A 12,720-nucleotide genomic window follows, 5' to 3' on the forward strand; every position below is an offset into this window, starting at 1 on the left:
TTTAGTCTATACTTTCATATCTTTCAAATAATCGTGTTGAACATACCATCAACAGCAGACAGATGACAACACTATACACAATAATAGCAAACAGCGCCATTTCATTGGAAATCATAAGTGCCGCCATAACTGCAATCACTATTCCAACAACTAATACTAATCCCTGAATCAACATCTTTAATAACGTTAATCCGGTATTCCCCAAGGATTTTCCTAGGATATTCTGACAAATAACCTGAATATAAAGCTTGATTGCCATAATACTGACATGGGCAACAATACATAGAATCATTTGTGGGATAGATAGCCCCATCCCAATCCCTGCCGGAATCACCATCAACAAGCCATCAATTAAAGCACGGAGATGTTCAATTAAAGTAGCATACCACATTTTTCTAAATGCCGTATCCGGAATCAGAAATGTATAGGCATTATCAATTTCCTTACTCCATTTTGTAGCGTAACCACTCATTAAGAATGAGAAATAGGCACTCAATCCGGGTAAGATAAACAAAGCAAATTCAATAGGCGGACGTTCTTGAATACTGAAATAGCATAAAACCAGTCCGGCTCCCAATGAAAGGAGTGTTGTCCCGCCAAAGATAAAGAAACGATTCTTTTTATATTCTAATATCTGACGGTAAAAGATAGCTTTTGCATAAGCCCCTTTATAAGCGATAGAAGCTTTTTTATATTTTCTTTTACCAAAGCTGACTTCACCTTTTTTAGCTTTCTTTCTCTTTTCACTATAATCACGGGCATAATCTGAAGCTTCTTCATAATATTTCCCCGTACAAGGCATTTTAATCGCACTCACCAGCAGCAGAATTGTTCCAACTGCAAATAAAACCGTACAGATTACATTGATCGGTGTAGCCCCTAGAAAAATAAGATGATACGGGGCTAAAATCCAACCGAATATTGGAATGAATAAGAATAGTTCTTGTAATGGGAAAATTGCTAAGGCATTAAAAGTATTATCTATAAAGATAAAGACATAAAGCGCATAAGCAGCAAATAGCGCTAAACATGCCCATGTCCCTTTTTTGATCCAATCCACATGTTTTTCTGTTAAACGTTCATTTGCATAAACATTCATCATTAAGCCGGTTTCAAACAGCGGCTCAATAAGGACAACTACAATGAAGAACAAAACAGCTTGCAGTGTTGTTGCTTCAAATATGAAGAACGCTCCGATTGAGAGTACAAGATTCATAATAATAGAAGGAACCAACAGTTTCATAAAACGATACAACAATATCTGTTTTGGACTAATTGGTGTATTAAACAGAAAATGCAGGTCACTCATCAAAAAGATAATTCCTTTTTTTCGTACATACATTAATATATTGGTTGGCACAGACATTAAAACGATATAAGTCAGAATAATGACTATTCCTTCTTTTGAATCTAATTTAAAGTTTACAGCCATTCCGCCAAAAATAAAAATCATATAGGCAGCATACGCAATCCAAAACAATATCAGCAGTAAAGCAGAGGGCTTATGCAAGGCCTTTTTTAATTTATTGACAAATGTTGTTTTTGTAAGATAGATTAAGGCATTCATTGCTGATCACCTGTCATTTTAAAGAAAATATCTTCAATTTCCTGATCTTCAATATCTTCCTTGCGATATTGTCCGATAATTTTCCCTTTATCAATAATGACCATATCATCCCATAAGTCTTTTACCATTTCCAGCATATGGGTACTGATAATAATCGTAGCTCCTTGGCTTTTTAATTCTAAAATCAGTTCCTTTAATTCTTTGATTGCTTTAGGATCTAATCCGATCATCGGTTCATCAAATAAAACAACCTTAGGTTTAATCATCAAGGCACAAACGATACTGACTTTCTGCATCATCCCTTTAGATAATTCATCCCCCAGCTTATCTAGTTTATCATCAAGTTCAAAACGAGTCGCCAATTCCATTGCATAATCCATATGATCCACATTGTAAGCTTTATTAATAAATTCAAAATGTTCTTTTATAGTTAAGGCATCATACATGGATGGCAGTTCTGGAATATAGGCAAAACGTTTTTTTGCTTCAATATCTCTTGAATTGATATGATCTATATTAATCTTTCCGGAAAAGAATAATAGTCCTGCGATACTTTTAATAATAGTAGATTTACCAGCCCCATTGGGTCCTAGTAAAATCCCAACTCTTCCTGTTGGAATCGTAAAACTGACATGATCTACCGCAAGTGTTTTTTTATAGCTTTTGGTTAAATCGATAATTTCTAACATGATAGTTCTCCCCCCTTATTGTGAATATCTTAACATATTTAATTTGAATTTAAAATCTTTCTTATAAGATATCACTTCATTTTAACACCTTTTTAACGGGATACATTAAATAATGTTGGGATATATTCTAAGTGTAGAGTATAATGAAGAAAACAAGAGGAGGGCCAGTCAAATGGTTAGAACGTTATAGATAGCTCAAGTTAGCCTTTTAAAATTCTAAAGAAAGCAGGTTAACTTATGAAAAGTTATAAAATCAATTTAAATTTAAATTATATGTATGAATTCTTACTCAATTGCAATATTACGCAATTACTTTGGCCGACTTATTTAATTATTCGCGGCTATTCTTTGGTGGATGTCGGCATAGCTGAAAGTCTTTTTCATCTGACTTCTATGCTGTGTGAACTGCCCACCGGAATTGTCAGTGATTTATACGGACGACGTTTCAGTCGCTTAATGGGACGCCTTTTATCTATCCTGTCGATTATCATCCTGATGTATGAAGCAAGCCGCTGGATGATCTATCTGTCCTTTATTATCAGCGCACTTTCCTATAACTTAGAATCGGGAACCGACAGTGCCTATGTATATGATCTTATGTTGGAAAATAATGATGAGGAACATTTTCCTAAAATCCAAGGATATCGTGAAATGGTGCTTCAAACGGCTTGTTTTATTGCCATCATGATCGGTGGAAGCCTTGCAGATATATCGTATTTTTTAGCTTATGGTATTTCACTTTTAATTACGATCATTTCTATCATCATATTACTTCAAATGAAAGAAATAAAAAATGCCGGTTATCAAAAAATGAATATGTTTAAAGGAATGCTTCATCAGTATCAGACAAGTTATGCTTTATTCAAAGAAAACCATCAGATTCTTTATCTTATTTTAAGTTATTCTCTGTTTACTGCCGCAATCACGACATGTCATTATTACTTAACAAACTACTGGAAAGAAATGGGAATGTCAATCTCACAGATTTCCTTCTTCTTTACCTTGGAAAACGTTGCCGGATTAGCAGCAGGATTATTAGCTTATAAAATGATTCAGCACTATTCAAAAGAAAAGATTGTTTTATATTTGCCTTTATTTGTTGTAGTGGGGCTTATGGGAATTCCTTTCTTTCCGATTTCTATCATTTCTTTAATCTTTATAGCCTTTTTTGAATCATTGCTTTATATCAGCATTACTACCTTTTTAAATCAAATTATTCCCAGTTCATCAAGAGCGACATTACTCTCCTGTATGTCAATGGTCTTTAGTATTATGATGATTATTTATTTTCCGATTATAGGCTGGATCGGTGATCACTATCACTTAAAGACAGCATTTATCATACTTGCGGTAATATCCGTAATTGTGTATATCCTTTATCAGCATATACTACGTACACGTTTATTAAAGAAAGACGTTTTTGAATAGTTCCTTTCTTTTGAAATTATTTTTCATTTATCTTATAGTATATAGGGAGGTCTCTATGAATAATAAACGCTATGAATTTGATGCCATCATTTTAAAGGTACCGGATATCGATGGTGCTTATATAGAATTTCCTTACGACGTTAAAGAGGAATTCGATAAAGGACGGGTTAAAGTCGAAGCCACCTTTGATGGCTATCCGTATTCAGGAAGCTTAGTAAGAATGAAAACACCCGGACATATCATTGGCATAAGAAAAGATATTCGCCAAGCAATTGGCAAACAACCCGGAGATGTCATACATGTGACAATAAAAGAAAGAACTTAAAAAGGCTTATGCATGATCATAAGTCTTTTAAAATACAGCGGTATTCTTCGATTAATTTTTCTAAATTATAATTACGGCAGTTAGCCGGACTGGTCGATGGCAGATATATTGATGCCATGCCTGTACTTTTAAAACAATGTAATTTATACAACGTGGTAGCCTTTAACCCTGTTGTATAAATTTTTTGAATGGAAGTCTCCTTCAATAACTGATCGATAGCATTTACTTCAATAGAAGTAATCGAATTATCATCAGCCCCTTTGATTTCACAGCTTTTTAATACATCCCATAAAGCAATATGATGTTTTTGCATCATCTCTTTTTTCTGCTGATTAGTGATAGGCAGGTCTTCATTAAACAAGGCTGCCATAATCTTCCAGAAACGATTCTGCGGATGTGAATAGTAAAATCCTGCCTCTCTGGATTTAGGGGAAGGCATTGTTCCCAAAATTAATATTTTGGAAGAAGCATCATAAATAGGGGAGAGGGTATGTTCTACTTTTTCTAATTGATTCATTTTTATCACCTTTTTCATCATAACATCTCTTTAAAATTATTTTAAACCATATTATAATTTTAGTGGAGGTATTTTATATGAAAAAAGCAATTGTTTTATTTAAAGAAGGATTTGAAGAAGTAGAAGCCTTAACCGTTGTTGATGTTTTTCGCAGAGCAAATATGCCTTGCCTAATGATTGGGATGGACAGCAATGAAGTAACCAGCAGTCATCAAATTACTGTAAAGATGGATGCACAATTTAGTGAAGATTGCTATGAAGCGGATCTTGTTGTTTTACCCGGCGGTCTTCCCGGAGCAACCAATTTAAGAGAAGATCAACGTGTTATTGATATATTAAAGAAGTTTAATGATGAGGGAAAATGGATTGGGGCTATCTGTGCCGGACCTATCTCATTGCAAAAAGCAGGAATTATTCAGGATAAAAAGTTCACCTGCGCTCCCGGATTTGAAGATCAACTGCCTGATGGATGCCATCAAGATACATTGGTAGAAATAGACGGACAAATCGTGACCGGACGCGGACCGGCAGCTTCATTGGAGTTCGCTTACACATTACTGGAAAAACTAGGCGGAGACAGTATGCCATTAAGAGAAGGTATGCAGTACAACTTTCTTACAAAACAAAAGTAAAACTAATGATAAACAGTCAAAAAGGCCTGATCCTCATTGAAAGAAGATCAAGTCTTTTTCCTTTTTGATATAACTGAACCTATTGTTTGTTATAGGTGAATATGTCTATCAGCATTAAAACTAACATAGAATTTTAATTCTTCGTCTGCTAAAATAAAAACAGATAGATAAACATTATTTATATTACGGGAGGGTAAATAAAATGAGTAATATGGAAAAAGCACTAGGTATTATAGGCGTCCTTGTTGTTTGTTTTATATTTTTAATTGTTATTATCTCTGTTTCATTATTCATAGGAAAATGGAGAGCAAAGGGTATCAACCCCAACAAGAACTTTCCCCGCAATCCTATCAAACACTGCTTAGCTGAAAATCAGCAGCGAGCTATCAACGTTGGAGCCATTCTTTCAGCCAGCAACAGTGATTTTTGTGATAGTTTACAAACCAGCAAACCCAAAGCTATAAAAACAATTAAAGAAATTTTATCACGTGATTGGGATATACAGTCATCAAAAGAAGCTATCGAAGTGTTAGATGAATTAAAATATGGAAAACATCACCAAATTTTTAATTATATTTTGAAGAATGCATCTCGAGTACTCCCATATAAAGAAGGAACAGTCGATCCCTTAGGGCTATACGAACAGATCGGATTTTCATTGCTCGATAAAAGAATATTGAATGACTATGCTAAAGAAGTTGCGATTGCTGAAAAAAATATTCATTTAATGAATGATATACTTAATGCTTCTTCTTATGAAGAAGCAAAAAAATATCAATCACTGTTTGGTGATGAAGAAACATTCTTGGCTTGCATTAAAATCTTTCATCTGTTTTATAAGCAATTTCTTTCTTATGAAAATGGCATAAAAAATTTAGACTTAACCCTTTCAGACCTGCAAAGAGAAGGATTTTTTGGATCAGATCTTTCAGAACTTAAAAATATTAATACGATTTCATGGGATATGGGGCGTATGGTAAATGTTGCCAGATATAGTTATGATGCTGAATATATTACAGAAAATGAAGCTTGGGAATATCTCTTTTTTGCAAGCAAAACATGTCAGTTGAACTATTCAGACTGGACAGAATTTGGTAAAAGCTATATCGTTGGAAGAGCATTATGGGGAGGGAATACGATAAGCTTCTATTTAATGTTGAATATGATGAAGGAATTAAAAGAAGATACTACTAGCCCATGGAAGCTTGTATCTTTGCATTAAAGCCAAATACAAAGTGATTTAATCTATTATACTTAAGAATTATTTTATAAGACAGGCGATTCAACCGATTATGGCTAAAGCCTGTTTTTATATATAATTTGTATATAAATTAATTTAAAACCATTGGTGATGTACGAGAACAGTATATGACCTTGAATGGATTAATTGGCATCAATATTGTCCTTGGAAACATATTTGATAAAAACATTAATAACGGTCAACACTTTTGTGACTTCATTAAAAATAAGCGAAATAATTATGTAGGATGGGGATTCTATTCAAGAGGTTTTATGTTAAGTGAGCTTCAGCATACTAGTATTTTTAAGAGAAGTATCAAGGATAATTTTGTAAATATTTTCATAATTTAATTCATATTCATTAAACAGAAATGCAAAAGAACTATGTTTAATCGTATATGGTGTGGCTGCTATATCAAAAACAAAAAAATTATTATTTTTATCAATTCTAAAATCGATGCTAGCAGATTCAAAAATATTTTTAATAATAACTTTTTTCCCTTTCAGTGCATCTATAGTGTTTGAAAAAAACTCTATTATAGTAAATAGTTTTAGGTACAGTGATTCCATTTTTTGATGCTATTGAAGACCAACAGAATTTATTTCTACACAGGGATATAACAAAAGCATTGGAGCCACTATATTTAATAGAAAATAAATCACAAAATGAGGAAACTAGAATTTTTTACCTTCATTTATCCCATCTCGCGCTAAATTATATACAATTATGTCATTGAGAATCATTTTATGTGAGTTATTAAGTATGTATTTTATAAATTCAGCTTCATTATAAAAAACATTTACATAACTCCCTGTTTTGAATAATGCAGTAGTAATTTTCTGAAATTCTTCTAATAAAAAAAATTCATCAGAAAAAGCATGTTTTATTTCGTAATATGTCATTTTCTCAGAATATAATTGTGCATTCGCCACTAAGAAAATATCAAATTTTCTTTCCTCCTATTATTGATAATCCCTTTATTATCTATAGGTATACCATTTATCTATTAGCTGTATATATTATAATATTTTTTTCATAGCATTATCGTACTGCTTGCAAAACCATGGAATTGGATAGTCAACACTTATTTGGACAAATTTTATGAGAACATACGATAGGCTACAGGTGTCATGTAATTCAATGAACCATGTATCCTTACATCGTTATACCAGTTGACATAGTCAAATAATTCCAGTTCTATCAAAACTTTTAAAACGGCGATTAAATGCTTGTTTTACCAACTTGGCATCTTTATTTTGCCTGCTGCATAACCTGCGATTTCTCTATTGTATAAATCAATAAGCGTTATAATTTATGCTTCCTTTCATGTTTTTTTATCCAATTAGTTAAAGTATTATGATTTGTATGTAATAGCCTTGCGCCTTCACGTTTACTAATTTTATTTTCCTTCCATAAATGATAAATTTCATCAAATTCTTTTGGAACAGGAAGAGGTGGTCGACCAAGCTGAACCCCCTTTTCTTTTGCTATTCGTATGCCTTCAGCTTGTCGTCGCTTTATATTTTCACGCTCTATTTGCGCTACATAAGAAAGTATCTGCAACACTAAATCCGCAATAAACTTACCTGTAATTCCATTCACTTGATTTCTTGTATCTAATAATGGAAAATCTAAAACAATAATATCAATATTTTTTACTTTCGTAAGATATCGCCATTGTTCCTGTATCTCATCATAATCTCTCCCTAAGCGATCTATCGACTTAATATACATTTCATCATTAGAATTTAACTGTTTTAATAAAGATTGATACTGCTTGCGGTCAAAATTTTTACCTGATTGCTTATCAATATACATGTTTTTTTCTAAAATCCCTATTTCACGCATCGCTTCTACTTGTCTATCAATATTTTGATCTTTACTCGAAACTCGAATATATGCATATTTATTTGTCATAATAATTCCTCCTAAATGTTCCCCTTATAGGAGGAATTATAAATTTACTTGCAATATAAAACCATAAATATCATGAAATGAAAAAATTACACTAAAAACTGCATACTTTCATTTTAATTTTAAATGTACTGTTTTTATACAAAACGCTTATTAAAAAAATACTTAAATGACTTATAAATATATTAATTTGTTTTTCTTTTCTTTAGGTATACACCGATAGTGACAATACCTGATACAATCAACAATAATGTCCAAATTGTCATATTTGTTTTGTCGCCTGTTTCCACACTTACGGTATCATTAGGCTTATTAGAATCCTGTTTGATTGGCTTATTGGGTTCGTTTGGAACTATTGGTGTATCTTTTTCTGTAACAGTAATTTTAATCGTTTTAATTGTTGAAGCACCCTTGCTGTCTGTTACTTTATATATAACTTCATATACCCCTGCTTTGTTTGTATCAACTTCATTTTTTAAGATTTCAATTTTCTTTGTAATATCTCCATCTTCTTTATCCATTGCCGTTACATCTTTATACGGATCAAATTTATCTCCAACTGTTAGTATCTTATCATTTGCATTGATGGTTGGAATATGATTGATGATACTTGCATTTTTCTTAAACTCCCATGTACCTGTAAACTGAATATGTCCATTATCATTAAGATTATTAACACTAGAAAGTTTACTATTAGAATCATAACCCTTAAATGACCATACGCCATTTGAAACTTTAACTTCATTTTTAGTTGGTTGAATTGCATTTATTGTTAGCTCTTCTAGATATTTATTATTATCTACTGGGATCAAATCAGTCACTTCTTTTGGAAGCACTTGTCCACTTGTTCCACTAACAAACTCATAAATAACTGGATATTTTTCTTTTTGTACGTAAGTCATATAATTTAATTGGTCTTCAGCTTTACTTTTACCAATAACTAACCCTTCCATCATATAACTGCTTGGAAGATATAGTTGTTTATATTCAGCATCCTGAGCTGCCTTTATATCTCCTGCTTCTTCATGATAATTAACTAAGCGTGTACCTTTGTTTTGTTCATCTTCCACAACACAATCTTCACTTGTTATAGAGATACTCCTTTCTTGTGTAATATTCTCTAATGGTTTTATAACATCAATTACACGATTACTTGGAAGATACACATCATTATCATTTTGAATCAATACTTTTTCACCAACGTTTAACTTACTGTTTTGATAAATACCATCACTACCTTCGCCTTTAGCTGCAGTATTTGACTTGATTACTCCTCCAAGTATAGTACAAATGGCAGTCTTATTATTCCAAGCAGGACTATCAATATATACACCACCGCCATAGTGACTAGCATTATTATAACTTATTTCACCAGATTGCATGGTCATTTCCGAAGCATACAAATATACCCCCGCTCCCACTGCTGCTTTATTTTTTGAAATAACCGTATCAGTCAAATTAATTACTGAATTAAAAACTCCATAGATTGCCCCACCTTGATATTCAGCTTCATTGTTAGTAATATTCGCACTTGAAATATTAACATCTGTAGCTTCAAAATATGCAGAAATTGCTCCGCCATTTATTGCTGTATTTCCAGTTATATCACCTTTATTTATGGTAATTGTAATAGAAGGTTTTTTTTCATATCCTGCATAAAAAGCCGGATAAGTTGCAATAGCTCCACCTAATCCTTTCTCATCAGTTGATGATTGGTAAGTAGCTTCATTCCCTAATATTGTACCACCATTCATTGTGAAATCTGCCTCACCTGCAATTTCACGAGAATAATCACCACCTACGGTTGTCCAATTTTGGAAATTTGAAACATAGATACCACCACCATAGTGACCAACATAACTATCTTTACTGTTTGCTGAATTATTTTTAATTTCTCCTCCATTCATTACCATAGAAGATGCAATTAAACATACTCCTCCACCTCGAACTGCATGATTATTTTCAATCAATCCTCCGTTCATAATAAATTTACCATGATTTTCTAGATGAATTCCCCCGCCAAACTGAGCAGTTTTATCTAGAGTACCATTATTTCTTATGATTGCTCCATTCTCCATTATAAGTGTGTTATAACTGAAACCAGCAATAGCACCACCTATTCTTCTGTTATTATTGTTATTCTCTAAAATAGTTCCAGATTTCAAAATTACATTTGAGCCATCAGCTTCAGTTCCTGCTAACTTACCTAATTTAATAATTGAATGGGAATCATCATCATTCTTACTATAATGAGTTCCATCTATTACAATATTTTTTAGTGTAAGAGTAACTTTTGAATTAACTACTATCATGTCCATAGCAGTATTTCTCTGTAATTTTGAGTTTGGCTTATCTGATAGATCCCATGTTTCATCCTTATCAATTTCAACATGACTATCAAGTAAAATTATGTCTCCATCTTGAATTAATGATTTCGCCTTTTCAAATGTACGAACACTAGTTAACTCTGTCAATCCATCATTACTATCATCTCCATCATGGCTATTTAGATGAATATAATTTATGCTTTCAGTATTAACTTCATTAGAACTAGCAGATCCTTCTTTTAGCAACATATTTGTGTCGTTTTTATCAGAGACATAATTTTTTTCATCCACTAACTCAGTTACTTCAACAGGTATTCCTTCTTCTTGTTCAGCACCATCCATTGAATAATTTACTTTGAAATCGTATGTTTCATTTTCATATACAGTATATCTAACGGTGGATAAATCACCCGTTTTTTCTGTACCATCCGGCATTTTTACTTTTTCTAAATGAATGATTTCTGTATCTGTAAACTTTATAGAAATAGTTACTTCTGTTTTATCCTCATTCATGTCTTGTAATACTTCATATTGAAGTGGGGAACTAGCTATTTCTTTTGCAAATACAGTTTGAGGTATCAAACCTAAAACCATAACCTGTATAAGAAACCATACAGTTACTCTCTTAGATAAATTCACCATTATCTCCTCCTTATCTATCTTTTTTGAGATAAAAAAGATATAAAAGATAAACTAAATGGTAAGGAAAGTAGACTTTTTAACTCGGTATTGATAAAATAGGAAACGAGATAAAAATAGAAGTATTTCTAGATATTTAAAAGTAAAATAACAGTGGTATAAAAAGTCTACATTTTGTACCACTATTATTCAATTTTCTTATCAGTTTGATACCTTATAGCGCATCGTGTAAAAGTATTATGATTTTGTATTCAGTAATCTAGCTGCTTTATGCTTGCTTATTTTCTTTCCATAAAGAAAACATCTTCAAAACCATTTGGAATCTTTGTTTTAGGTCTACCAAATTGCACTTCACTTGCTTTTATAATTTAAATACCTCAGCTTGTCTTTGCTTTAAGTTTTCTCCTTCTATTTGTGCTACATAAGATAAAATTTGTAACACAAGATCTGCAATAAATTTTCCAGTAATACCCATAATTTGATTTCTTGTATCTAAAAGAGGGAAATCTAAAATAATGATTTCTATATTCTTCAAGTTCCAGCGGTCTGTCCTAGGACGTTATGGCAAAGGCATAAGTCTTATCATCACGCAGTTGCAGTATCAAATACAATGCTAATGTAATCAATCTTAACGGATTCATTCTTGTATATAGTTATAGTGCATTGCTCCTTTCGTATGCCCCGTTTTTTGCAAGGTAAAATTGTATTTTGTCTTTTATTTATCACAGTTTCTAGGTATTATGACATGTATACGCAGGGTGGTGTTACAAAAAAATCATTCCTAATACTTCTTCACAAGTAGACTTTAATGAAGCAAACTATGTGAGATGGAACAGAGGTCTTTAATTTTCTCTTGCGTGGAAGATACAGCAAACAAAAAGTCCAGTAAAGAGTGCAAAGCACCCCCCAATGGTGGCAAGGATCTTGACGGGGCTTTTTCTTGACTGTAGTGGATAATCAAAAGAAAAAAGGTGTAGAATGTTAAAAAAATTGACAAAACTACAATGATGTAGTAATAAATTGGAGGTGCAATATAAAACTATTTTAAAATTTATAAGAAATAATGGTCTATCTTTAGGAATGTACGGATAGTAAAACACTTGGAGAACTTTTAGAGTATTTTAATCAATATCGTAATAAAGATTGGAAATCCCAAACCTTATCTACTTTTATGACAAGATTGTCCGGAAAAGATATTGTTACATAGACAGTAACGGGCAGAACTAAACACTATTATCCGCTTTTAGCAAGAGAAGAATTTGAAAGTGAAAAAGCAAAGAGGATTTTGGATAGTATGTATAATAGTTCACTAAAAAAGTTTGTTGCTACACTTTATAGAAGCAACAAATTAAGTGAAGATGACGTAAATGAATTAAAAGAATGGCTAAATAATCAGGAGGAATAATATGTTTTTATCGTATACTTTAAAAATGAAAAAAACT

The 12,720-nt window shown here is 32.2% G+C and carries 10 protein-coding genes and 2 pseudogenes; 5 read left to right on the forward strand and 7 right to left on the reverse strand.

Going from position 1 to position 12,720, the window contains the following annotated elements; all coding sequences use genetic code 11:
* Position 1 precedes the first annotated feature (1 nt).
* Both ACLRVU_RS10145 and ACLRVU_RS10150 read right to left on the reverse strand, forming a co-directional pair.
* Positions 2-1,567 (reverse strand): putative ABC exporter domain-containing protein, encoded by a 1,566-nt coding sequence (locus tag ACLRVU_RS10145; protein ID WP_412891766.1) that lies wholly within the window; start codon positions 1,565-1,567, stop codon positions 2-4.
* The gene (locus ACLRVU_RS10150) at positions 1,564-2,256 is read right to left on the reverse strand and encodes an ABC transporter ATP-binding protein (protein WP_147549983.1); all 693 of its coding nucleotides are present in this window, start codon (positions 2,254-2,256) and stop codon (positions 1,564-1,566) included. The genes ACLRVU_RS10145 and ACLRVU_RS10150 overlap by 4 nt, the downstream gene beginning before the upstream one ends.
* Before the next feature lie 237 nt (positions 2,257-2,493).
* On the opposite strand from ACLRVU_RS10150, the gene ACLRVU_RS10155 reads away from it, so the two are divergent.
* Positions 2,494-3,684 carry an MFS transporter gene (locus tag ACLRVU_RS10155; protein ID WP_412891767.1) on the forward strand — a complete coding sequence of 397 codons (1,191 nt, stop codon included), beginning with the start codon at positions 2,494-2,496 and terminating at the stop codon, positions 3,682-3,684.
* A gap of 55 nt (positions 3,685-3,739) precedes the next feature.
* Entirely contained in the window at positions 3,740-4,009 is a 270-nt protein-coding gene (locus ACLRVU_RS10160) for a DUF1905 domain-containing protein (protein WP_412891768.1), read from the forward strand.
* A 16-nt stretch (positions 4,010-4,025) separates the two neighbouring features.
* On the opposite strand, the gene ACLRVU_RS10165 is transcribed toward ACLRVU_RS10160, so the two are convergent.
* The gene (locus ACLRVU_RS10165) at positions 4,026-4,526 is read right to left on the reverse strand and encodes a DNA-deoxyinosine glycosylase (RefSeq protein WP_412891769.1); all 501 of its coding nucleotides are present in this window, start codon (positions 4,524-4,526) and stop codon (positions 4,026-4,028) included.
* A 77-nt stretch (positions 4,527-4,603) separates the two neighbouring features.
* On the opposite strand from ACLRVU_RS10165, the gene ACLRVU_RS10170 reads away from it, so the two are divergent.
* Positions 4,604-5,158, forward strand: coding sequence for a DJ-1 family glyoxalase III (locus ACLRVU_RS10170; protein WP_412891770.1), 555 nt, complete (start codon positions 4,604-4,606; stop codon positions 5,156-5,158).
* Between the two features lie 202 nt (positions 5,159-5,360).
* Positions 5,361-6,380, forward strand: a complete 1,020-nt coding sequence (locus ACLRVU_RS10175; protein ID WP_412891771.1) for a DUF1266 domain-containing protein — start codon at positions 5,361-5,363, stop codon at positions 6,378-6,380.
* A gap of 1,117 nt (positions 6,381-7,497) precedes the next feature.
* Here the strand turns inward: ACLRVU_RS10175 and ACLRVU_RS10180 are convergent.
* The 4 genes and pseudogenes from ACLRVU_RS10180 to ACLRVU_RS10195 form a co-directional block, all read right to left on the reverse strand.
* A pseudogene (locus ACLRVU_RS10180) lies at positions 7,498-7,599 on the reverse strand (IS3 family transposase); the annotation flags it as partial.
* A 104-nt stretch (positions 7,600-7,703) separates the two neighbouring features.
* Positions 7,704-8,315 carry a recombinase family protein gene (locus ACLRVU_RS10185; protein WP_412891772.1) on the reverse strand — a complete coding sequence of 204 codons (612 nt, stop codon included), beginning with the start codon at positions 8,313-8,315 and terminating at the stop codon, positions 7,704-7,706.
* A 182-nt stretch (positions 8,316-8,497) separates the two neighbouring features.
* Positions 8,498-11,281 carry an SHIRT domain-containing protein gene (locus tag ACLRVU_RS10190; RefSeq protein ID WP_412891773.1) on the reverse strand — a complete coding sequence of 928 codons (2,784 nt, stop codon included), beginning with the start codon at positions 11,279-11,281 and terminating at the stop codon, positions 8,498-8,500.
* A gap of 358 nt (positions 11,282-11,639) precedes the next feature.
* Positions 11,640-11,813 carry a hypothetical protein gene (locus ACLRVU_RS10195; protein ID WP_412891774.1) on the reverse strand — a complete coding sequence of 58 codons (174 nt, stop codon included), beginning with the start codon at positions 11,811-11,813 and terminating at the stop codon, positions 11,640-11,642.
* 690 nt (positions 11,814-12,503) lie between these two features.
* On the opposite strand from ACLRVU_RS10195, the pseudogene ACLRVU_RS10200 reads away from it, so the two are divergent.
* A pseudogene (locus ACLRVU_RS10200) lies at positions 12,504-12,683 on the forward strand (BlaI/MecI/CopY family transcriptional regulator); the annotation flags it as partial.
* Between the last annotated feature and the right edge of the window lie 37 nt (positions 12,684-12,720).

The sequence above is a fragment of the Beduini sp. genome (genome assembly GCF_047239305.1).
GTDB lineage: Bacteria > Bacillota_I > Bacilli_A > Erysipelotrichales > Coprobacillaceae > Beduini.

Excerpts from the sequence above, each read along its gene's own strand:
- ACLRVU_RS10145 (WP_412891766.1), bottom strand. The coding sequence starts at position 1,567 with ATGAATGCCTTAATCTATCTTACAAAAACAACATTTGTCAATAAATTA.
- ACLRVU_RS10150 (WP_147549983.1), bottom strand. The coding sequence starts at position 2,256 with ATGTTAGAAATTATCGATTTAACCAAAAGCTATAAAAAAACACTTGCG.
- ACLRVU_RS10155 (WP_412891767.1), top strand. The coding sequence starts at position 2,494 with ATGAAAAGTTATAAAATCAATTTAAATTTAAATTATATGTATGAATTC.
- ACLRVU_RS10160 (WP_412891768.1), top strand. The coding sequence starts at position 3,740 with ATGAATAATAAACGCTATGAATTTGATGCCATCATTTTAAAGGTACCG.
- ACLRVU_RS10165 (WP_412891769.1), bottom strand. The coding sequence starts at position 4,526 with ATGAATCAATTAGAAAAAGTAGAACATACCCTCTCCCCTATTTATGAT.
- ACLRVU_RS10170 (WP_412891770.1), top strand. The coding sequence starts at position 4,604 with ATGAAAAAAGCAATTGTTTTATTTAAAGAAGGATTTGAAGAAGTAGAA.
- ACLRVU_RS10175 (WP_412891771.1), top strand. The coding sequence starts at position 5,361 with ATGAGTAATATGGAAAAAGCACTAGGTATTATAGGCGTCCTTGTTGTT.
- ACLRVU_RS10185 (WP_412891772.1), bottom strand. The coding sequence starts at position 8,315 with ATGACAAATAAATATGCATATATTCGAGTTTCGAGTAAAGATCAAAAT.
- ACLRVU_RS10190 (WP_412891773.1), bottom strand. The coding sequence starts at position 11,281 with ATGGTGAATTTATCTAAGAGAGTAACTGTATGGTTTCTTATACAGGTT.